Genomic DNA, 22,114 nt, shown 5'->3' with positions numbered 1-22,114 from the left:
CGCTGCGTCCTCTACTCAGGACGCAGTTGAATATACGAGCGTGACATCAGCTGGTTGTATACGCCTTCAATATTCAGTGGCATCCATTCCTCAAACATTTTCAATTCTGACCACGGGCTGAGCGCTTTAGTGGTCTGTATTTCCTCTAACGATTTGCCAGCCAGAATACCTTCCAGCACGGTGTCATGCAGGGTCACCAGATAATTTCTGTAGTTTTCCACATCCCTGTAGCTACCTGTGTCTGCGTGCCCGCCGATAAACAAATTGAAGGGCTGCTTCAGCACCTCTTCTACCGAAACTATCATTCCTTCAATGTCGTATCCCATTAAATCTTTATAGGGTAAACGTCCCAGTGTTATCCAGTCGGTCACCATCAAAATGTTGCCGGGCTGAATCCTGATAGCCACGTTGCCATAACCGTTATTTGGCCCCAGGTAACGCATTTCAATCGAACTTTCGCCGGCGTGCAGGATGAAGGTGTCACTGAAAACCAGCTTCGGGATAGTCGTCTGCGCTTTTGTTCGTACTAAGTTAGCTCTCGCATCTTCGTGACTGATAAAAACTGTATTACCGTCATCGAACACGTTGCCACCGTAACTATGGTCAGGATGGCTGTGACTGTAGATCACGTAACGTACTGGTTTATTAAAGCGCTCTTTTACTTCTTTTTTCAGCCAGTTTGCAGCATCCGTGTTTAGCGGGTCGACGACCACTATACCGTCGCTGGTATTGATCACCACGGAGCGGTAGTTTCCGGCCACATACCGGTAAACATCATTTCCGGTATCTTCGAGGCGATATTCCTGCGCTGATGCCGGAGAGATTATGCAAATGGTTATGAGAATATATCTGGTGAGAAATGACATAAGTGGGTCCGGAGTAACGTGTGATGGCTCTAATTTCAGTTATATAAATGTATAACTATGTATGTTTGTCACTGATTTCACTGATAATTTCAGTATCTTCTTTCATGCGACTCATTCTTATTTCAATGTTAAGCGATTAATTTATAGTCAAAATTTAATGCTTACACTATCTTTGTCGCAAATGTCGTTAAAATTCACTATTGTCGCCAAATAACCAAAAGTATAATTTCGCGAATTTGGATCTTGTTCATACTGTGTACTACGTTTATTGGCATCACCGATCACTTTCTGTCCGGTTTAATGCCAACACCGAATAGTGAGGAGTAATCAGGTGAGTACACGGGTTTTAGTTGTAGATGATTCCGTTTCGATCAGACAAATGGTGGAAATGACATTGCGTGCGGCTAACTTCGAAGTGACATTAGCCGAAGACGGTCAGCATGCACTGGATATGTGTTCCGGTTCCGCATTTGATGTTGTGCTTACAGACCAGAACATGCCACGCATGGACGGACTGACACTGATTAAAGCGCTCAGAGGCAAACCGGCATTCCAACGCGTTCCTATCGTCATGTTAACCACCGAAGCCGGTGATGACATGAAAGCAAAAGGGCGCGCGGCCGGTGCCACCGGCTGGATGGTTAAGCCCTTTGACCCCAATAAACTTGTGACAGTTATCAATAAGTTGGCCAGCTGATTCTATGCTTCACGGGAGCGTAAAATGTCCATTGATGTTGGGCAGTTTCATACTGTCTTTTTCGACGAAAGCGACGAACATTTGCAGGAAATGGAACGCATCTTATTGGAAATTGATGTGTCTGCCCCTGATGATGAGGAACTGAACAGCATATTTCGCGCCGCCCACTCCATTAAAGGCGGCAGCGGTATTTTTGGTTTCGACGCACTTACCCGTCTGACCCATGTCATGGAAAACCTGCTCGACCAGGCCCGCAAACACCTTATGCCACTCACCACGGAATCCGTGGACTTACTGCTTTCCTCCACAGATGTGCTGAAGGAAACCCTCGAAGCTTATAAAGCGGGAACTGATACTCCCGACGACAATATTTCTGCCCGTATTGCTGAACTGGAAACCGTCCTTGGGAGCGGGAGTCAGGGAGAGAATAGCGGTCAGGACAGCCAGCCGGCGGCTTCCTCTGAATCCGGTGATGACGGTGAAGGGTTTGATTTCGGCTTTTTTGATGATGAAGAAGAATTCCCTGTTGTTGCAGAAAGCGCAGGTGAAACCCCTGCCGCGAATACGACAGATGTTACGGCGGATGCCAAAGCGGCCGGGCAATCTGAACCTGCTCCGGCGGCCGTCGCAGTGAAACCGAAAGTACCGGCGAAAGCCTCACCGGCCAAAGAGAACGCCTCTATCCGCGTAGATACTACCAAGATCGACGGGTTGGTGAATCTGGTGGGAGAGCTTGTGATCACCCAGTCAATGCTCTCGATGGTGGGCAGTGAAGTAGACGGACAGGCAAGCGACCGGTTGCAACATGCAATCACCGAGTTGCAACGCAATACACGGGAAATTCAGGAATCGGTGATGTCCATGCGGATGTTGCCTGTAAATATGACCTTCAGCCGTTTCCCCCGGGTTGTCCGTGACTTGTCTAGAAAGTTAGGTAAGCAGGTCAATCTGGTGATGGAAGGTGAGCATACCGAAATTGACAAAAGTTTGATTGAAAAGCTGGTGGATCCGCTCACCCACCTGGTGCGCAATAGTATTGATCACGGTGTGGAATCCCCGGAGGTCCGTAAGGCAGCCGGTAAACCAGAGGCGGGTACGGTGACTCTGAGTGCGGAGCAAAAAGGCGGCAATATCGTCATCGGTATTACAGACGACGGTGCCGGTCTTAACCGTGAGCGCATTCTGGACAAAGCACGTCAAAATGGTCTGCCATTCAGTGACGATATGCCAGACAGTGATGTGTGGAATCTGATTTTCGAACCCGGCTTTTCCACTGCTGCGGAAGTGACTGACGTCAGTGGCCGGGGAGTTGGCATGGACGTGGTCAGACGAAATATTGAGTCGATTGGCGGAAGAATTGAGATAGTTTCAAAAACTGGTGAAGGATCAGGGTTTTACATTCAGTTACCCCTCACTTTAGCCATTCTTGATGGCATGTGTGTGAAAGTTGGAAGTCGCATTTTTGTGATTCCTCTACTAAATATAATTGAGTCATTCCAACCAAAACCTAACGAACTGAAAAATATCCGGAATGAAAAACTGCTGTGGATCAGAGAACAGTACTGGCCAATGGTGGCACTGCACCAAATGATGGATATCGATGATGCCGTCACGTCGGCTACTCAAGGCATTGTTGTACTGGTGGAAAGTAGCAAAAAACGCTACGGCATTCAGGTTGACTCCATTTTAGGTCAGCAGCAGGTGGTGATTAAGAGTCTGGAGCGCCATTACCGGAAAATCCCCGGTCTGGCAGGAGCAACAATTATGGGTGATGGCACCGTGGCCATGATACTGGATGCAGACGCCGTGGCAGAACATTGTCAACTGCCCGCAGAAGAGGAGTTATGTGTATGAGCGAAGCCGCCGTACAACAGTCGGTGATGGCCGGAGATGATCGTGAATTTCTCAGTTTTGTTTTAGGTGAGGAGCACTACGCGCTGGACATCACCACTGTGAAGGAAATCAGAGGTTACGAGCAGGTAACAAAAATCGCCAATGCTCCTGACTTTATAAAAGGGGTCATGAACCTGCGGGGCGATATTGTGCCTGTGGTTGACCTGCGCATTAAGTTCAATGTGGGCGAAGCCACTTATAACGAATTCACCATTGTCATTATGTTGAATGTGGATGAGCGCATTGTGGGTATTGTGGTTGACGGTGTATCCGATGTTATCCGTCTAACTGAAGAAGAAATGTTGCCACCTCCGGAGTTTGGCGTGGCGTTTGATAGTCGGTATTTACATGGCTTGGCGGATGTGGACGAAACCATGGTCATTCTTGTCAATATTGAAAGTTTAATTAACAGCAATGAACTTGGGCTGGTGGAAGTCGGTCAGGCGAGTGTAGGAGAGTAATCGATGGGTGTTTTTAAATGGTTAAGTGGTGAGGACAATGCCGTAGTAGGATCGCTGGAAAGCATCCAGGCCCTTGAAGCATCGTCTGCATGTCTGCTGATTCTGGATGGTCAGTGCAACATAGTGGTCGCAAACAAAGCGGCAAAGGCGCTGCTGGGGCAACTGGAAAGTAGTATTAAAGCCCGCAATAGCGGTTTTTCGGTCATGACCCTTATTGGCAGTAACATCAGTGCCCTTGGCTTACAGGCCAGCAGTCTTCAGCAGGCCGCGGCGCACTCGCCGGGCGGTGGCGAGGTGTTACTGGAACTGAAGGACCGGAATATTAAGGTTACGGTGGCCGGGCTGAAAAACGTGCGTGGCGAGACAACCGCCTACAGCGTTGAACTGATTGATAATCAGGACGCCATTTTAACCAATGCTATTACTGACGCACTGAATCGCGTTCAGGCAGTTATTCAGTTCTATCCGGACGGTACTATCATTACGGCTAATGAAAACTTTTGTGGCGCAGTGGGTTATGACCTGGAGGAAATTCAGGGTCAACACCACCGTATGTTCTGCAGAGGTGACTATGCTTCCAGTCAGGAATATAAAGATTTCTGGCGCAACCTGGCCCGCGGTCAGGTGTCCTCGGGCGAGTTCTGCCGGATTCGCAAAGACGGCAGTGAAATTTGGATCAATGCATCTTACAACCCGGTATACGATGAAAACGGTAAAGTGATCCGGGTTGTTAAATTTGCCACAGACATCACTGACGAGAAAATCAAAAATGCTTATTACGGTGGTCAGATTGAAGCATTGAACCGTGCTCAGGCGGTTATCGAATTTAACCTGGACGGTACAATTATCAACGCCAATGAGAATTTCCTTGGCGCTATGGGTTATTCACTGGAAGAAATTCAGGGCAAACATCACAGCATGTTTGTTGATGCGGAATATAAGAAAAGTCCGGAATACCGTTCATTCTGGGAGCAACTGAGCAAAGGTATTTACTTCGCCGATGAATTTAGACGCATCAATAAAGCCGGTGACGATGTGTGGATCCAGGCTTCCTACAACCCGATTTTCGACCAGAATGGTAAACCCTACCGTGTGGTTAAATATGCTGTAGATATTACCGCGCGGGTTAAGGCAGTTCAGGCTATCCGCGCCACCATGCAGCGCCTGGTGGTGGGTGATCTGGATACCGACCCGCTGCGACTGGATGGTGATTTTGCTGAACTGGGTAATTCAATTAACCAGTTTGTTCAGGACAATAAACGTATCATCGGTACTATCAGCGATGTTATGTCTTCAATGTCAGCCGGTGACTTAACACAGCGGGTAGATGATGACTTCCAGGGTGAATTCCAGGTGCTGGCCAACGCCATCAACTCATTTGCCGAAGAAATTTCAGGGACTATCCGTTCGATTAACGAAGCGGTAGACACCATTAATACAGCTTCGTCGGAAATTGCCACAGGTAACGCCGACTTATCCAGCCGTACTGAGCAGCAGGCGTCCAGTCTGGAAGAAACGGCTTCCGCTATGGAAGAACTGACCGGCACCGTGCGTCTGAATGCAGAGAACGCAGAGCAGGCAAACATGCTGGCTTCACAGGCTTCAAAAGTTGCCAATGAAGGCGGGGACCTTATTCGTCAGGTGGTCGATACCATGGGCGATATTAATGCGTCAGCTCAGGAAATCTCAGACATCATCGGCGTCATTGACGGTATTGCCTTCCAGACTAACATCCTTGCACTGAATGCGGCTGTAGAGGCAGCCAGAGCCGGTGAGCAGGGCCGGGGCTTTGCCGTGGTAGCATCGGAAGTGCGTACGCTGGCACAACGTTCAGCGGAAGCCGCGAAGGAAATCAAAGAGTTAATTTCTGACTCAGTGGGCAAAATCAACGGTGGTAACCAGCTGGTTAACAAATCCGGCGATACCATGGCTGAAGTGGTTAATGCGATTCAGCGCGTGAACGACATCATGTCTGAAATCTCTGCAGCGTCTTCTGAGCAGGCTACCAGCATCGAAGAAGTGGGCAAAGCCGTGAACAGCATGGACGAAATGACGCAACAAAACGCGGCACTGGTTGAAGAGGCTGCGGCTGCGGCTGACAGCTTGCAACAACAAGCCATTGGCCTGACAGAACGGGTTGCGATGTTCAAACTGGATGGTGGTAGTCTGCTTGCACCACCGCCAGCTAAGAGAATGAACGGCTCTGCAAAGCCGGCCGCACGTATGACAGCCGTGAGTACGCCTAAAGCTCTGAAGCCAGGCTCGCCAAGCGAAAGTGAGTGGGAGACATTCTAAATGACCGCCGCAACCGCTGAGCAAGTCGACAGAGAATATGCTTATAGTCAGGACGACTTCGAACGGGTGCGCGCCACCGTGTTTAAGATTGCAGGCATTCGTCTGGCAGACTCTAAAGTTACCATGGTGTACAGCCGGTTATCCCGGCGCCTCAGGGCGCTGGGGCTGAAAACCTTTAGTGACTATTTAAAAGTGGTAGAGCGCAGTGACATTGAACAACAGGAATTTGTTAATGCGCTGACTACTAACTTAACGTCATTCTTCCGTGAGCCTCATCACTTTTCCGCGCTGGAAAAATACCTTCGTAATCATTCCAATGTGACCGCGATTTGGTGCGCGGCGAGCAGTACAGGAGAAGAGCCTTACTCTATTGCTATGACAGTAGCTGAAACCTTTGGCTCATTCCGGCCGGGTATCAAAATCTACGCATCGGACATTGACAGCAAGGTGCTGGCAACCGCAAAAAATGGTGTATACAAAGCGTCGTCTATCGAGAAAATGTCGCCGGAAAGACAAAAGCAGTTTTTCTACCGGGGCAAAGGCTCGAAATCCGGCATGGTGCGGGTGGTCGATGAAGTGCGGGAGATGGTGGAATTCAGGCAAATCAATCTGTTACATAAAGATTATAGCTTCAAAGAGAAAATGGATGTCATTTTTTGCCGTAACGTAATGATTTACTTTGATAAACCGACTCAATATCAGATTCTGAACAGGCTGGTCGGTCATCTCAAGCATGACAGCCTGTATATCGCCGGGCACTCTGAGCATTTCGCTGATGCATCGGATATTCTCAGACCGGTTGGTAAAACAATTTATGCGCCAGTCAGGTAGTTACACATAACGTGTCCGCCCATGATTTTAGTCAGCCTCCTTCCTACTACGACAGTCGTTTTGGCCGTGATGCGGTAAAAATTTTACCTGGTCAATACTATGTCACTGCGGCAGACAAACTCATTGTGACGGTACTCGGCTCCTGCGTGGCAGTATGCCTGTATGATCCCATCACTGAAGTTGGCGGCATGAACCATTTCATGCTGCCAAATAATAAGCAAATCGACAAAATGTCTTTTGAAGCAAACCGCTACGGTGTGCATGCCATGGAAGTGCTGTTAAATGATTGCCTTCATCTGGGCGGAGAAAAGAAACGTTTGGTTGCTAAGGTATTCGGCGGTGCCAGAGTGTTGCCCGGATATGTGCAAAATGATATCGGCGCAACCAATTCTGAATTTGCCATCGACTTCTTAAGAACCGAAAATATTCCCATCCTGGCCAGCGATCTGATGGCTAATTACGCCCGCAAGATTTATTTCACCCCATCTACCGGTTCGGTGCTGATGAAGCGCATTTACGACATGAACAACAACACCATTCATGACCGTGAAGCGGAACTCGCCATGCGTGTTAACGAGGAAACGAAAGCGACCGGTTCCATTGATATGTTTGGGAATTAAGCGTTCTGCCAGCGCCCTTATATAGTCCGGGGCCTTTAATCTTCATAAAAGCTTCAACAAAACCGGTTTGCTCACTGAGTTGATATGATATAACATCCTGCGCCATTTGGTTCCCCCCTTACAGAAGATTTTATGAAAAAGCAGTTTTTATATTCATTACTCGCACTATCCACCAGCGCAGCAGCACAAGAGAGTGTTATTGCCGCGCAGGAAAAGAAGGATGACGTGGAACACATTGAAGTGAAGCGACACTTCCAGCCTTACCGTGGCAATGTTCCGTTAATTCAAACGCCTCAGGCAGTTGATCGTATCAGTGCAGATCAGTTAGCCAGTGAAGGCATTACCCGTTTCATTGATGCGCTGGATTTTTCTCCTGCTGTCGTCAGACAGAATAACTCCGGAGGCATGTTCGACAGTTTTGCCATTCGTGGTTTCTCAGGCGATGAAAACAACGCCACTGGCTATCTCATTAACGGCTTTAATGTTCGCGGTTACAGCGGGAACCGCGGCACAGTAAATATTCAGTCAGTTGAAGTAATGAAAGGCCCCGGTTCTGCCTTGTACGGACAGGGAGAACCCGGCGGTACCATCAATATCATTACTAAAAAGCCGCAATTTGAAGAACAGGGCTACGTTCAGGGCACACTGGGTAATTACAGTAAGAAACAGGTTGAATTCGATTACACGAATGGTCTGAATGATGACATGGCTTACCGGCTCAATGGTTCATATGAAGACTCTGACACGTACAGAGATCTCGTTTTCTTTAAAAACCTCAATATCAATCCTTCGTTCATCTGGAACCTGTCTGATGTCACCAGTGTGAGTTATCAGATGGAAATCCTTGATCAGGAAAAGCCGCTGGACCGTGGTGTTTATGTACTGGACAACGATTTTGATGCGGTGAACCCGGAAGACTTTTACGGTGATATCCGGGACGGTGCACATGAGGTGAAAACCTTCGGTCATCAACTGGTGCTGAACCACGAACTGACTCACAGCTGGCACCTGCTTACAGGCATGGCGTACCGCGATTCGTCCATGAAAGGACAATCTTCAGATACTGAGCTGTCGGCTGGCCGTCAGTTATTACTGACTGATCCGGATATTCTGTCGCGCCAGCGGAGAACCCGTGATTATGAAGCGCAGGATTTATCCTTACGTGCAGAATTGAGTGGCGAAGCAGAGGTTGCCGGTTTAACCAATAACCTGCTGATTGGTCTGGATTACTACAATTATCATATCGATACTGACTATCGTCGCTGGCGAACAGCCTGGGGCGCCGGTGACACCACTTACAGTATTGATCCGGCCAATCCTGATTACACCATAGCCCGTCCTGATGTATCGCCTGTTACCCTTACTGCAGAAAAGCAACAGGGTCTGGGTTTTTATGCGCAGGATCTCATCGAGTTAAATGAAGCCACTAAACTGCTGCTGGGTTTCCGTGTAGACAAATTTGAGCAGGAAATTTATGACCATCTTGCAGGTGCCGGTCAGAGCCAGGATCAAACAGTGGTCACGCCCCGTCTCGGTCTGACTTACGCTGTAAACGAAAAGGTGAGCCTGTATACCAGCTATGCTGAAGGGTTCAGACCCAACCCCGGGCTTGATTCCGACCGCAATGCGTTTGACCCGGAAGAAACTACCTCGTTTGAGGTGGGTGCTAAGTGGGAAAATCTGGCTGAGCGGTTCTCCGGTAGCATTGCTATCTTTGACGCTGAAAAAACCAACATGCTGACAGCAGAGCCCAACACCGGGTTGTCGGCGACATTAGGTACAGTGGAGAGCCAGGGCGTTGAGTTTCAGCTGACCACAGACTTAACTGCCAATACCCGTCTGGATTTCTCGTATGCTTACACGGATGCGCAAACCGCGAATGAAGTGAATAACCTCGATTGGGGCGTGACCATTCCGAAAGGCTCCCGTCTGATCAATGTGGCGAAACACGCAGGCTTTATCTCGTTGAATCACTATACGCAACTGATGGAAAAAGAAGCCTTCTTCGGCGCCACGGTGCGTTATGTGGGCGACCGCCTGGGGGAAACCACTGACGCCGGATTTATACTGCCTTCCTATACGCTGGTGAACCTGTCGGCTTCGCTGGCATTAAATGAGAAGCTGAGTGTGAAGTTCGACGTCAACAACCTGTTTGATGAAGTCTACTTTGAAAACTCATACCATAAGCTTTGGGTAATGCCGGGCTCGCCGGTGAATTACACTGCCAGTGTGAAATATCAGTTTTAAATAAATATACTCACAAAGCCGGTTCCGCTGCCTTCAGGGGCCGCTGACCGGTTTTTCTATATTTAAGCCGCTACCAGTCCTGATAAATCACAGTGACGCCAGGAAATTACCGATGCGCTTTATACCTTCATCCAATGCAGTTTCTGAAGCCGCGAAGGACAAACGCACATAATCATCACCGGTAGCCTCGCCAAAATCATTACCCGGTGTCAGGGCAACGTGCTGTTCTTCCAGTAACCGCTCACAGAAAGTCATGGCATTCAGACCGGTAGAGGTGACGTTGATATATACATAAAACGCGCCGTCCGGCTCCACATCCACGGATAATCCAGCCTGCTTTAAGCCATCAAGAACCCGCTGACGCCGGTGCAGCAGAATATCTCTGCGTCCTTCGCAAACGTTCAGGGTTTCCGGGGTGAAACAGGCCAGCGCCGCATATTGCGCGGGGGTCGACGGACAAATGTATAAGTTCTGCGCCAGACGCTCCATCACCGGCACCATGTCATCCGGCACTACACACCAGCCTAAACGCCAGCCGGTCATACCGAAGTACTTTGAAAAGCTGTTGATCACAATGGCGTCGGGGTCAAAAGCCAGTACTGTCTGAGCGTGACCATCATGGCTGAGATTCAGGTAAATTTCGTCAACAATACGCCAGCCACCGCGGGATTTTACAAAATCGCATATTGCCGCCAGATCACTTTCAGGCACCGATGTGCCCGTGGGATTAGACGGTGATGCCAGCATCACACCTTTGGTATCGCTCTGCCAGTTTGCCTGCACGCTTTGTGGTGTCAGCTGAAAGCGCTGTTCAGCGCCGGCGGGAATGCTTTGCAACTGCCCGCCAAAGCTTCGGATAAACTGACGGTTGCACGGGTAGGCCGGGTCGGCCAGCATCACTTTATCGCCGTGGTTAACCAGTGCGGCACTCACCAGAAGCAGCGCGGCTGATGCTCCTGCAGTAACTACAACATTGTCTGGATTGACAGCAACACCATGTCGCTGAAGATAGAAACCGGCAATGGCTTCCCGCAAGGCCGGTAAACCTAAGGCTGAAGTGTAGGGCAGTTCTGCCCTTTCCATGACATCCTGCATGGCCTGCACAACCGGACCAGGAGCACCGAAATCCGGTTCGCCAATATTGAGTCTGACGACATGATGCCCTTTTGCTTCAAGGGCACTGGCTTTCTCTGAAAAAGCCATGGCATAGAAGGGTGTAATGGCGTTGGCACGATCTGAAAACTTCAACAAAACAGGCTCCCCGTAAAAACGAAGAGCCATGATACAGCAAACCGGTCAGCGCCAGCCAGCTTACTTGTAGATCACCTGGTTTACGATGTTTTCCAGGCCTTCCTGTTTGCCGGATACCGGCTTGGGATCCAGTGCGTTATCGCTGGCGAACTTAGCTACGTCTTCCAGCGACATTTTACCGTTTAATACCTGTTGGCCGAAATCTTCTGACCAGCCGGCATAGCGTTTCTCAACGGCGTCACCCAGTGCTTCAGACTCCAGCAGGGCAGCGGCTTTTTTCAGGCCCAGCGCACAGGTATCCATGCCGCCGATGTGGCCCAGGAATAAGTCCTCCGGCTCGATACTTTGACGGCGTAATTTGGTGTCAAAGTTAAAGCCACCTGAGGTGTAGCCACCATTTTTCAGAATTTCGTAACAAATCAGTGTCATTTCTTCTACTGAATTAGGGAACTGGTCAGTATCCCAGCCTAATTGCGGGTCGCCGCGGTTGGCATCAATAGAACCGAAGATCCCCAGCGCAAATGCAGTGGCTATTTCGTGATGGAAAGAGTGGCCGGACAAGGTGGCGTGGTTAGCTTCAATGTTTACGGCAAACTCTTTCTCTAAACCAAATTCAGACAGGAAGCCATGAACGGTTGCTGTGTCGTAGTCGTACTGATGTTTCGTCGGCTCCTGTGGCTTAGGTTCAATCAGCAGCAGGCCGTCAAAGCCGATTTTGTGTTTGTGCTCAACCACCATGTTCATGAAGCGCCCCAGTTGCTGACGTTCACGCTTTAAATCGGTGTTCAGCAGGGTTTCGTAACCTTCACGGCCGCCCCACAACACGTAGTTTTCACCGCCCAGTTGTTTGGTGGCATTCATCGCATGAAATACCTGAGTGGCTGCGCGGGCAAACACGGCCGGATCCGGGTTGGTTGCTGCGCCTGACATGTAACGTGGGTGGCTGAATACATTCGCCGTGCCCCAGAGCAGTTTCATGCCGGTTTCTTCCTGCTTGTGCGCCAGCACTTCAGTCATGGTGGAAAAGTTGTGCACGTATTCCTTCAGAGACTGACCTTCCGGTGCCACATCAACATCGTGAAAGCAGTAATAAGGCGCGCCGAGCTTTTCCAGAAATGAGAAAGCCGCATCCGCCTTCGCTTTGGCTTGCGTCATGGCATCACCCTGAGTCAGCCAGGGACGATTAAATGTGCCGCCACCGAATACATCAGCTCCGTCCCAGCAGAAGTTGTGCCAGTAGCAGGCAGCAAAGCGCAGGTGCGCTTCCATGGTTTTACCCATGATCACTTCTTCCGGGTTGTAGTGTTTAAATGCCAGCGGATTGGTCGAGTCCGCGCCTTCGTATTTGATCTTTGGAATTGCGTCGAAATAGTTGCTCATATTCTTTTTCCTGTTCAGGCAGGGTTATGGTGAAGACAGTGTGAAAGACCCTGCGCAGTTCAACAATTATGTTAATTCGTGAAAGTTTTCTGTTTTTTCGGTGACGACCAGAAAGGTTCTATGGCGTAGTAAAGCTCACGGAACTGCTGACGTTTTGCTAAATAGGCTTCATTAACTTTGGGGTCTGGTTGATATTCCGCTTCTGCTTCGGGCTGAAAACAAATGTCAGATAAGGATTTGTCAGGATTCACCGCCAGTTGCGCAAGCCTTGCAGCTCCGAGCGCAGGACCAACATCGCCGCCTTTGCGGTAGGTGAGAGTCTGACCGCTGATATCGCTGAGCAATTGTCGCCAGAAAGGACTTTTCGCTCCGCCGCCGATCAAGCTGATTGACGATACACTCACGCCACTTTGATGCACTGCGTCCATGCCGTCTGCCAGTGCCATAGAAACGCCTTCAATAACTGCTCTGGCCATGTGCGCGCGGGTAGTGCTGGCTGTGACCCCGAAAAAGGCTGCTTTCGCATAAGGATTATTATGTGGTGTCCGCTCACCTGTCAGGTAAGGCAAAAACAACGGTGTTGCGTCATCAGAGTAAGAGACTGACTGCTCAACATCATCAAGCATCGCCCCTACATCCTCATAGCCACTTTGACCTGCGTACCATTGTAAACAGCTTGCAGCACTCAGCATTACCGACATCATATGCCAGCGGGAAGGCAGGGCATGACAGAAGCTGTGTACAGCCTGCTCTGTGTTAATGCGAAAGGTATCGGTGACGGCAAAGTAAACCCCGGATGTGCCCAGTGACAACATGGCCTGACCCGCATCAACAATACCGCAGCCAATAGCGCCGGCAGCGTTATCGCCACCGCCGCCGGCAACAGGGACGGATTTCATGCCCCAGCGTTCGGCAAGGCTGGCCGTCAGCTCTCCTGTGACCGCATTCCCTTCGAAAAGTGCCGGCATATGAGATTCATTCAGCCCTGTGGCAGCCAGCAATGTGCTGTCCCATTTACGGGATTCCGTATTCAGCCAGATAGTGCCGGCTGCATCTGACATTTCGCTGGCAAATTCACCGGTCAGTTTGTAACGCAGGTAATCTTTGGGCAACAATACTTTGTGAATGCGTCTGTAGGCATCAGGTTCATGGTGCTTAACCCACAGGATTTTAGGCGCGGTGAAGCCTGCCATCACGATATTACCGCTGCGCTGACGTGCGTCGCTCACGGCCGCTTCTATTTCATGACATTCATCATCGCAGCGGCCGTCGTTCCACAGGATGGCAGGGCGCAACACGTCACCGTTTTCATCCAGCAAGGTTGCCCCGTGCATTTGTCCGCTCAGTCCGATAGCCTTCACGGTACTTAAGTCCTGCGATGCTTTCAGCGCATCCAGACACTGACAGGTCGCTTCCCACCAGTCTGCCGGATCCTGCTCTGACCATAAGGCCTTTGGCATCGACACATCCAGAGACGCATGGGTGGTTCTTAACACCGCGCCCTGTTCGTCTGTTAACACCACTTTTACCCCTGAGGTGCCTAAATCAATGCCTATGTACATGTTGTTTCCACTTCTGGTAATCCGCTATTCCTCTATGTTGATTATCAAAAGCGATCAGAGCAATTATGAAATTTTGTAATCTTTTTGTTAATTGCTTTGCGGTGGTTTAGGATGCGTAAAAACAATATTCATAAATTGCTTTACGGAATCTTATTAGTCGGGGCCAGCTATGTTCGAAAAGTCACACAGTATCACGTTGCTGTTTAATGCCAGTAAGGTTTATGACCGTCAGATTATCGAAGGTATAGGCCGATATTTGCAAACGTCGAAAGCCGATTGGGACTTGTATCTTGAAGAGGACTTTATGACCCGGCTGGAGCATCTGGACGAGTGGAGCGGAAACGGGATTATTGCAGATTTTGACAATCCTGCTATTGAAAAAGCGCTGACTAAAGCCAGAGTGCCGGTCGTGGCAGTGGGCGGTTCTTATCAAAATCAGGCTGATTATCCCCAAGTGCCCTACGTCGCTACCGATAACTTTGCATTGGTTGAAGCTGCATTTGAACATTTAAAACAAAAAGGCATAGAACAATTCGCCTTTTACGGTGCGCCTCTTGACTCTCAGAACCGGTGGGCACATGAGCGTGAGCGAGCCATGCTGGAATTGACTCGGCGGGAAGGCTATGAGTGTTTCGTTTATCGTGGTCATGCCGTACGTCCTGAAACCTGGCAGTATTCTTTAAAACGACTCACCGACTGGCTGAATAGTTTACCGGAACCGACCGGAATCGTGGCAGTTACCGATGCAAGGGCCCGTCACCTGCTGCAAGCCTGTGATCATCTTGGCTTACTCATTCCTGAAAGGTATTCAGTGATAGGTATAGATGATGACGAGCTGGCCCGGTACCTGAGTCGTGTCAGTCTGACATCAGTGAAGCAGGGCTGTTTTGACATGGGGTTTCAGGCTGCAAGAATGCTGCACCGGCAATTGCAGGGTTTACCAGTCAGCAAAGCGCCGGTACTCGTACCACCCGAGCGTGTAGCTGAACGGCAGTCTACCGATTACAAAGCGATTAAAGACCCGCTGGTAATGCAGGCTATGCATTTCATACGGCATAACGCATGTCGCGGCATTAAAGTTGATCAGGTGCTGGACTACGTAGGTATATCCCGCTCAAACCTGGAGGGCCGTTTCAAAGAGGAGCGGGGACACAGTATTCACACCGAAATTCATAACGAAAAACTCAGCCGTGCCTGCAAAATGCTGAAGGAAACTGATGAAGCCGCAGTTGAAATCGCAGAAATTTGTGGCTACCCGTCGATTCAATACATGTATGCCATATTCCGCAAGCATTTTAACCAGACTCCGGTGGAGTACCGTCAGGCACACCGGCCCCAAAGTCTGGATGACTTGCCCGTGGAAGGTTTATCAAAGTTTGCCGCTATCTAGAGAGCAATGAAACTTAAATGACGCAGAATTATTAATAACGGAGAATCAGTACCCTATGGACACCGTGTTATCAGCAAGTGCAGACAAGCCCTCTGAAAACAGGAGTTTTATACTCTTCATCAGTGTTGTTGCCACTATAGGTGGTTTCTTATTCGGGTTCGACAGTGGCGTTATTAACGGCACTGTTGACGGTTTGCAGGCCGCCTTTCAGTCAGAAAGTGTGGGTACGGGATTTAATGTTTCCAGTATGCTTTTAGGTTGTGCTGTAGGTGCTTTTTTTGCCGGGCGGCTGGCAGATAAGTACGGCAGAAGAGCATTGCTGCTGGTGGCGGCAGTATTTTTTATTATCAGTGCCTGGGGCTCCGGCGTTTCAACCAGTGGTGGTGAGTTTGTTTTTTATCGTATCCTGGGTGGACTTGCGGTAGGCGCTGCCTCTGTCATGGCGCCGGCTTATATTGCCGAAGTCTCGCCTGCCAGATACCGCGGCATGCTCACGTCGATCCAGCAAATCGCTATTATCAGCGGGTTATTTGCCGCTTTTCTCAGTAACTATATTCTTGCCGATTTCGCCTCGGGTTCTACGCAGGCTCTGTGGATGGATTATGCAGCCTGGCGCTGGATGTTCTGGATGGAGCTGATCCCGGCGTCGTTGTTTTTACTGATGCTGTTATTTATACCTGAAAGTCCCCGTTTCCTTGTAGTAAAAGGAGATAAAGTCAAAGCGCAGCAGGTTCTGGGTAAGCTTTACGGTGATGCAGGAGCGGGAAAGCTGACTGAAATTGAATCCACACTGGCAAATGATCATCAGCCGCGCCTGAGCGACCTGAAACAACCGGATACCGGAAAGGTCAGACCCATCGTGTGGATTGGTCTGGGACTTGCCACCTTGCAGCAACTGGTGGGTATTAACGTGGTATTCTATTACGGCGCGGTGTTATGGCAGGCCGTCGGCTTCTCAGAAAGTGACGCTCTTCTGATCAACGTGATAAGCGGAGCCATCAGTATTGCTGCCTGTCTGGTTACCCTGGCAATCATCGATAAAGTGGGCCGTAAACCACTGTTGAAGTGGGGTTCTGCCGGTATGTCTGTAACGCTTATCGCGCTGGTTGTCGCGTTTGGTAACGCAGAGCAGGGGATGGACGGAAAACTGATAATGGGTGCCTGGGGACCTGTTGCACTGATTGCTGCCAATCTGTATGTGTTCTGCTTCAACTTCTCATGGGGACCGGTCATGTGGGTGATGCTGGGAGAAATGTTCCCCAATCAAATCCGTGGCTCCGGTCTGGCGGTGAGCGGATTGATTCAGTGGCTGACAAACTTCGCCATCACATGGACTTTCCCGATGATGCTGGCCGGTATTGGTCTGGCAGGTGCATACGGCTTCTATGCATTGTGTGCGGTGCTGTCAGTAATTTTTGTCAGCAAGTACGTGTATGAAACCCGCGGTCGTGAACTGGAAGATATGCAAGGCTGAGCCGGCGGGAAAAACCTTACATCCACTGAGTATTAAAGGCATACGAAAAGCGGTAGTATGCCTTTTTACGTTTCAGCCTTTTACCGCAAACAGATACCGGAGTGTAAAGGGCTGCATCACAAGGATGCCTCATGTCACAGCCGGTCAGACTCCTCAGTTTTTCCATCGCTTTTGCCTGCATATTGTTATCGCTCAACTTTGGATTGCGCTCTTCCATGGGCTTCTTCATGGAGCCTGTTTCCTCAGAGTTTGGCTACGGCCGTGAGGTGTTTGCTTTTGCGCTGGCGATGCAAAACTTATGGTGGGGACTCTTTCAGCCTGTTGCCGGGGCAATGGCAGACCGTTTCGGTACCGTAAAAACCGTTATTCTTGGCGCCTTCCTGTATGCCGGTGGTTTAGCGGTTACTGCCTTCAGTGACAGCGCCGGCAGCCTGAACGTGGGAGCCGGCTTGCTGATGGGGATGGGCATCGCCGCCTCCGGCCTGGGTGTGGTATTGCCTGCGATGGCAAGAATGGTGTCTCCGGAAAAACGCTCATTTGCCTTAGGTCTTGGCAGTGCAGCCGGCTCCGCCGGACAGTTGCTGGTAGTACCCGTTGCACAGCATTTTATTGCCGCTTATGGCTGGAGCAATGCGTTGTTACTGATGGCGGGAAGTGCGCTGATGATGAGCCTGATGGCCGGTTCATTAACCGGCAGCGGCGGGCAGCAGGCGGCGCAGGGCAACACACAGGTGCGTCAGACTGTGAAAGAGGCGCTGAAAGAGGCTTGTACCTACCCCCATTACTGGCTGATTGTGGTGGGGTTTTATGTGTGCGGTTTCCAGCTGGCATTCATTACCGTGCATATGCCTGCATTTCTTGCTGACAGGGGCTTTACCGCTGACATCGCGGTCATGAGCCTGGCGCTCATTGGATTGTTTAACATCATTGGCTGCCTGTTGTCCGGCTCATGGGCGGGTAAATATTCCAAGAAAAATCTGCTCACCCTCATTTACGCATTGCGGGCTGTTGCCATTGCCGGCTTCATGTATTTTCCCATGTCATCAACATCGGTCTACATATTCTCTATTGTGACTGGTTTGTTGTGGCTGGCCACGGTGCCGCCTACATCCGGGCTGGTGGCGCAGTTATTCGGTCTGCCGCACATGGGGCTGCTGTACGGCATTGTATTTTTAAGCCATCAGCTGGGCTCATTCAGCGGAGTCTGGCTGGGTGGTTATCTGTACGATACTACCGGTTCTTATGATGTAGTCTGGTGGAGTGCCTGCGTGATTGCCGGTATCACTGCGCTGATCCACATTTTCATTGATGAGCGCCCGGTGTTAAGATTGCGAACGGCACAGGCATAGTGAAGACGGGCGTGATGTCACGCCTGTCTGTTGATTCAGATAAAACGTGACATATCCGGATGGGCGATCTCAATCCATTGTTTCAGTGACGGTTCCTCAATGAAACTGAAGTCGGCGAAGTCAAAGCCCGGCGCTACGCTGCTGCCCACGAGAGTGTATTCTCCGGTGGTTTCAGCGGCCTGAAAGTTGCCGGCCGGAATGACAGCTGCATAGCCATGTTCCCTGCCACCAATCCGCTGTTCTCTCAGCTGTTGCTGATGAATGTGGTACAGACGCAATGGCGCTCCCTCGTAATGGTTCCAGACTTCATCGTGTAAAACGCGGTGGAAGCGGCTTACCTGACCTTCAAGCAACAGAAAGTAGATATGCGTCATGGCGGGGCGGCCCAGACCGTGTGCAGGTGAATTAACCTGTTTATCAGACTTGAATATCTGCCTGTAAAATCCGCCTTCCGGGTGGGGTTCCAGTTGCAGTTGATCGATTAATTCGTGATGTCGCGTTTTGCCCATGTTTTTATAATTCTTCTTTTGTGTGTTTACCCTGTACAAATAGCATACCGTGCCCGTTAATCGAAAACATCATCTTTATTAACCAATTCTAAACAAATCCGATGTGGTGAATGGGTGAACTTTTTTTCACAACATCACCGTATGAATGAGAAATTCTCCGGCGCTTTTTTGTCTGTTCAGGCCATACAGAACCGCGCACTCATTCAATTTGAAAGGTGAAAACGTGAAATATCAGAAGTTTACGACCGTTAATGTTGGCGATAATGCATTCAAAGCAATCAGTTTCGATTCCATTGGGCAGCAATTCGACCTCGACCGTCTGCCTTTCTGCATAAAGATCCTGCTGGAAAACTTAATCCGCCACGAAGACAAGGAATTCGTAAGCAGCGAAGATATTGAGAAAGTGGCGAAGTGGGATATCAAAGATGACAGTCAGCATGAAATTTCCTTTGTGCCGGCCAGGGTAATTCTGCAGGATTTTACCGGCGTCCCGGCCATTGTTGACCTCGCCGCCATGCGTGATGCGGTTAATAATTTAGGAGGGGATGCACAAACCATTAACCCTCTGAACCCTGTAGAGCTGGTTATCGACCACTCTGTTATGGTGGATTATTTTGCCTCAGAGGATGCTTTCGAGAAAAACACCGGTGTTGAAGTTCAGAGAAACCGTGAGCGCTATCAGTTTCTGAAATGGGGACAGTCTTCTTTCGACAACTTCAAAGTGGTACCGCCGGGCCGGGGTATCGTGCACCAGGTGAACCTGGAATATCTCGCACGTTGTGCGTTTACCAAACAGGAAGGAGACGACACACTGGTGTATCCGGACACGCTGGTAGGCACAGACTCTCATACCACAATGATTAACGGTCTTGGCGTACTTGGCTGGGGCGTGGGTGGTATTGAAGCCGAAGCGGCCATGCTTGGACAACCCGTTACCATGCTGCGCCCGGACGTTGTAGGCTTCCGTTTAACCGGTAAGTTAAATCCCGGCGTAACTGCTACTGACATGGTTCTGACGATCACTGAACAACTGCGAGAGCATGGTGTGGTGGGTAAGTTCGTTGAATTCTACGGCCCGGGCATTAAATACCTTACCACTGCAGACCGCGCGACTATTGCGAACATGGCGCCTGAATACGGTGCCACCTGCGGTATCTTCCCGGTAGACAGTGTGGCACTGGATTACCTGAAACTGACCGGTCGTCCTGACGAACAGATTGAACTGGTGGAAGCCTACGCAAAATCAGCCGGTCTGTGGCACGACGATCACACGAAAGATGCCATTTATCATGAAACGCTGGAATTGGACCTGGCTGATGTGGTGCCTTCTATTGCAGGACCCAAACGTCCGCAGGACCGTATTGCTCTTGATACTGCCGCGAGTGCCTTCACTGACTGGTATCAGTCTCAGATTGATATAAAAGTCGAAGGTGAAGAAGCTAAATTTGTTGCTGAAGGCGGCGACATGGCAGAGGTGGATGAAGAGCAGGATTCTTTCGTCGACTTCAATGGTGAGAAATTTAATCTGGAAGACGGTGCAATCGTTATTGCTGCCATTACCAGCTGTACGAATACGTCTAATCCGTCAGTGCTTATCGGTGCCGGTTTGCTGGCGAAGAAAGCCGTGGAGCTGGGTCTGACCCGTAAGCCCTGGGTGAAAACTTCACTGGCGCCGGGTTCACAGGTGGTCACACAGTATCTGGAAGATGCAGGACTGATGGAGCCCCTTGAGCAACTTGGCTTTAACCTGGTGGGATACGGCTGTACGACTTGTATCGGAAACTCCGGTCCGCTGCCTGAAGAAATTTCCCGTGCAATTAACGATGCGAAACTCACCGTTACCTCGGTATTGTCCGGTAACCGTAACTTTGAAGGTCGTATCCATCCGGATGTAGCGGCTAACTACCTGGCTTCACCACCGCTGGTGGTGGCGTACGCGCTGGCTGGCAACATGAAAGTGGATATTACCCGTGAGCCAATCGGTACAGATAAGAACGGAAAACCGGTTTATCTGAAAGATCTGTGGCCATCAGAACAGGAAATTCAGGCGAAAATTAACGACTATGTATCGGGCGATCTGTTTAAGCAGAAATACGCGGATGTATTTAAAGGCAATGACATCTGGAACGAACTGAATGTGTCTTCAAGCTCTGTGTATGACTGGCCGGATTCCTCTTACATCAAACATCCGCCGTTCTTCGCTGACATGGGCAGTGAGCCTGCGGCACTGAGTGCCATTGAAGGTGCGCGTTGTCTGGTGAAGGTGGGTGACTCCATCACTACCGACCATATTTCTCCTGCCGGCGCCATTGCCCCGGACAGCCCCGCGGGACAATATCTGCAGGAGCAGGATATTAAGCCGGAAGACTTTAATTCTCTGGGATCACGCCGTGGTAACCACGAGGTGATGATGCGGGGTACGTTTGCCAATGTGAGACTGAAAAATCAGTTAGCACCCGGCACCACCGGCAGCGCAACCACCCATTATCCCAGCGGTGATGCTATGTCTATCTTCCATGCGGCCATGCGCTACCGTGAAGACGGTGTGCCGGCTGTGGTTATCGGAGGCAAAGAGTATGGTACAGGCTCAAGCCGGGACTGGGCAGCCAAAGGGCCGTCATTATTAGGTGTCAAAGCCGTAATGGTAGAGAGTTATGAGCGTATTCACCGTTCTAACCTCATTGGTATGGGTATTCTGCCGTTGCAGTTTAAAGAGGGCGACAGCGCGTCATCACTGTCATTGCGTGGTGACGAAACCTACAGCATTGCACCGGTTGAACGTGGTCAGAAGGAAGTGCAGGTAACTGTCACGACTGACGATGGTGAGGCCCGTCAATTTATGATGGACGTACGGATTGATACCGCCAATGAGTTTACCTACTTCGAAAACGGCGGCATCCTGCACTATGTTATCCGCGAGTATCTGAAGAAAGGCGCTTAAATATAGCGCCGTCTTTCGGCAAGTACGCCCAGAATGATGAATGCACTGATAAAGCCCGCGCCCTGTAAATACCAGGGCAGGTATTTTATCAGGTAGAGCAGGAACGGCGCACCGTGAATAGTGAGCAGCCCGTATCCGAAAGCACACAGCAACACGAACAGTGTGGTGCGGATAAGAAAATGATACGGCGCCAGCATGCGTTTGATATGTTTATTGATGATATCGCCGTACACCACCAGAATGGTGGCCATCAGCATGATACTCAATTGGGTGTAATAGGGAGATAGCCACTGGCTTAACTGGCCAAATAGTTCTGTCATAAATTCACTGCAAAAATGCCCGCTTTGA

General features: G+C 50.0%; 17 protein-coding genes. 11 read left to right on the top strand and 6 right to left on the bottom strand.

What is annotated here, in order from left to right:
• Positions 1-11: 11 nt before the first annotated feature.
• Entirely contained in the window at positions 12-866 is an 855-nt protein-coding gene (locus tag ACXAGC_RS01030) for an MBL fold metallo-hydrolase (RefSeq protein ID WP_474841623.1), read from the bottom strand.
• A gap of 331 nt (positions 867-1,197) precedes the next feature.
• On the opposite strand from ACXAGC_RS01030, the gene ACXAGC_RS01025 reads away from it, so the two are divergent.
• The 7 genes from ACXAGC_RS01025 (at position 1,198) to ACXAGC_RS00995 (ending at position 9,910) form a co-directional block, all read left to right on the top strand.
• The gene (locus ACXAGC_RS01025; RefSeq protein ID WP_119502839.1) at positions 1,198-1,563 is read left to right on the top strand and encodes a response regulator; all 366 of its coding nucleotides are present in this window, start codon (positions 1,198-1,200) and stop codon (positions 1,561-1,563) included.
• A gap of 24 nt (positions 1,564-1,587) precedes the next feature.
• Positions 1,588-3,417: a chemotaxis protein CheA gene (locus tag ACXAGC_RS01020; protein ID WP_474841620.1), complete on the top strand. Its 1,830-nt coding sequence runs from the start codon at positions 1,588-1,590 to the stop codon at positions 3,415-3,417.
• A complete protein-coding gene (locus tag ACXAGC_RS01015; protein WP_119502837.1) occupies positions 3,414-3,917 on the top strand; it encodes a chemotaxis protein CheW in 504 nt (167 codons plus the stop codon). Before ACXAGC_RS01020 ends, ACXAGC_RS01015 begins: the two co-directional genes overlap by 4 nt.
• A 3-nt stretch (positions 3,918-3,920) precedes the next feature.
• Positions 3,921-6,212 carry a methyl-accepting chemotaxis protein gene (locus tag ACXAGC_RS01010; RefSeq protein WP_474841617.1) on the top strand — a complete coding sequence of 764 codons (2,292 nt, stop codon included), beginning with the start codon at positions 3,921-3,923 and terminating at the stop codon, positions 6,210-6,212.
• A complete protein-coding gene (locus tag ACXAGC_RS01005; RefSeq protein WP_474841615.1) occupies positions 6,213-7,043 on the top strand; it encodes a CheR family methyltransferase in 831 nt (276 codons plus the stop codon).
• Between the two features lie 11 nt (positions 7,044-7,054).
• A complete protein-coding gene (cheD, locus tag ACXAGC_RS01000; protein ID WP_474841613.1) occupies positions 7,055-7,663 on the top strand; it encodes a chemoreceptor glutamine deamidase CheD in 609 nt (202 codons plus the stop codon).
• Between the two features lie 132 nt (positions 7,664-7,795).
• Complete coding sequence (locus ACXAGC_RS00995) at positions 7,796-9,910, top strand: TonB-dependent siderophore receptor (protein ID WP_474841611.1); 2,115 nt, start codon at positions 7,796-7,798, stop codon at positions 9,908-9,910.
• 87 nt (positions 9,911-9,997) lie between these two features.
• Here ACXAGC_RS00995 and ACXAGC_RS00990 read toward each other — a convergent pair whose 3' ends face one another.
• The 3 genes from ACXAGC_RS00990 to xylB form a co-directional block, all read right to left on the bottom strand.
• Positions 9,998-11,158: a pyridoxal phosphate-dependent aminotransferase gene (locus ACXAGC_RS00990; protein WP_474842375.1), complete on the bottom strand. Its 1,161-nt coding sequence runs from the start codon at positions 11,156-11,158 to the stop codon at positions 9,998-10,000.
• A 63-nt stretch (positions 11,159-11,221) separates the two neighbouring features.
• Positions 11,222-12,541, bottom strand: coding sequence for a xylose isomerase (gene xylA / locus ACXAGC_RS00985; RefSeq protein WP_474841609.1), 1,320 nt, complete (start codon positions 12,539-12,541; stop codon positions 11,222-11,224).
• 71 nt (positions 12,542-12,612) lie between these two features.
• On the bottom strand, positions 12,613-14,103 hold the full coding sequence (gene xylB, locus ACXAGC_RS00980; protein WP_474841607.1) for a xylulokinase: 1,491 nt from the start codon (positions 14,101-14,103) through the stop codon (positions 12,613-12,615).
• Positions 14,104-14,272: 169 nt separating this feature from the next.
• Between xylB and ACXAGC_RS00975 the strand changes: the two genes are divergently transcribed.
• From ACXAGC_RS00975 to ACXAGC_RS00965, 3 genes are all read left to right on the top strand, one after another.
• Positions 14,273-15,493, top strand: coding sequence for a XylR family transcriptional regulator (locus ACXAGC_RS00975; protein WP_474841605.1), 1,221 nt, complete (start codon positions 14,273-14,275; stop codon positions 15,491-15,493).
• 55 nt (positions 15,494-15,548) lie between these two features.
• Positions 15,549-16,967, top strand: a complete 1,419-nt coding sequence (locus tag ACXAGC_RS00970) for a sugar porter family MFS transporter (protein WP_474841603.1) — start codon at positions 15,549-15,551, stop codon at positions 16,965-16,967.
• Between the two features lie 131 nt (positions 16,968-17,098).
• The gene (locus ACXAGC_RS00965; protein ID WP_474841601.1) at positions 17,099-18,316 is read left to right on the top strand and encodes an MFS transporter; all 1,218 of its coding nucleotides are present in this window, start codon (positions 17,099-17,101) and stop codon (positions 18,314-18,316) included.
• A gap of 35 nt (positions 18,317-18,351) precedes the next feature.
• On the opposite strand, the gene ACXAGC_RS00960 is transcribed toward ACXAGC_RS00965, so the two are convergent.
• Complete coding sequence (locus ACXAGC_RS00960) at positions 18,352-18,825, bottom strand: cupin domain-containing protein (RefSeq protein ID WP_474841599.1); 474 nt, start codon at positions 18,823-18,825, stop codon at positions 18,352-18,354.
• Positions 18,826-18,970: 145 nt separating this feature from the next.
• On the opposite strand from ACXAGC_RS00960, the gene acnA reads away from it, so the two are divergent.
• Entirely contained in the window at positions 18,971-21,766 is a 2,796-nt protein-coding gene (gene acnA, locus ACXAGC_RS00955) for an aconitate hydratase AcnA (protein ID WP_474841597.1), read from the top strand.
• On the opposite strand, the gene ACXAGC_RS00950 is transcribed toward acnA, so the two are convergent.
• Positions 21,763-22,086 carry a DUF3392 family protein gene (locus ACXAGC_RS00950; protein ID WP_119502824.1) on the bottom strand — a complete coding sequence of 108 codons (324 nt, stop codon included), beginning with the start codon at positions 22,084-22,086 and terminating at the stop codon, positions 21,763-21,765. The two genes, acnA and ACXAGC_RS00950, sit on opposite strands and share 4 nt — an antisense overlap.
• Positions 22,087-22,114 lie beyond the last annotated feature (28 nt).

This window comes from Alteromonas sp. AWJ4_197 (genome assembly GCF_056160285.1).
This window is presented reverse-complemented; position numbering and strand designations above follow the sequence as displayed.

Coding starts and splice junctions, on each gene's coding strand:
- ACXAGC_RS01020 (WP_474841620.1), top strand. CDS start 1,588: ATGTCCATTGATGTTGGGCAGTTTCATACTGTCTTTTTCGACGAAAGC.
- xylA (WP_474841609.1), bottom strand. CDS start 12,541: ATGAGCAACTATTTCGACGCAATTCCAAAGATCAAATACGAAGGCGCG.
- ACXAGC_RS00975 (WP_474841605.1), top strand. CDS start 14,273: ATGTTCGAAAAGTCACACAGTATCACGTTGCTGTTTAATGCCAGTAAG.
- acnA (WP_474841597.1), top strand. CDS start 18,971: ATGAGAAATTCTCCGGCGCTTTTTTGTCTGTTCAGGCCATACAGAACC.
- xylB (WP_474841607.1), bottom strand. CDS start 14,103: ATGTACATAGGCATTGATTTAGGCACCTCAGGGGTAAAAGTGGTGTTA.
- ACXAGC_RS01010 (WP_474841617.1), top strand. CDS start 3,921: ATGGGTGTTTTTAAATGGTTAAGTGGTGAGGACAATGCCGTAGTAGGA.
- ACXAGC_RS00950 (WP_119502824.1), bottom strand. CDS start 22,086: ATGACAGAACTATTTGGCCAGTTAAGCCAGTGGCTATCTCCCTATTAC.
- ACXAGC_RS01005 (WP_474841615.1), top strand. CDS start 6,213: ATGACCGCCGCAACCGCTGAGCAAGTCGACAGAGAATATGCTTATAGT.
- ACXAGC_RS00970 (WP_474841603.1), top strand. CDS start 15,549: ATGGACACCGTGTTATCAGCAAGTGCAGACAAGCCCTCTGAAAACAGG.
- ACXAGC_RS01030 (WP_474841623.1), bottom strand. CDS start 866: ATGTCATTTCTCACCAGATATATTCTCATAACCATTTGCATAATCTCT.
- ACXAGC_RS00995 (WP_474841611.1), top strand. CDS start 7,796: ATGAAAAAGCAGTTTTTATATTCATTACTCGCACTATCCACCAGCGCA.
- ACXAGC_RS00960 (WP_474841599.1), bottom strand. CDS start 18,825: ATGGGCAAAACGCGACATCACGAATTAATCGATCAACTGCAACTGGAA.
- ACXAGC_RS00965 (WP_474841601.1), top strand. CDS start 17,099: ATGTCACAGCCGGTCAGACTCCTCAGTTTTTCCATCGCTTTTGCCTGC.
- ACXAGC_RS01015 (WP_119502837.1), top strand. CDS start 3,414: ATGAGCGAAGCCGCCGTACAACAGTCGGTGATGGCCGGAGATGATCGT.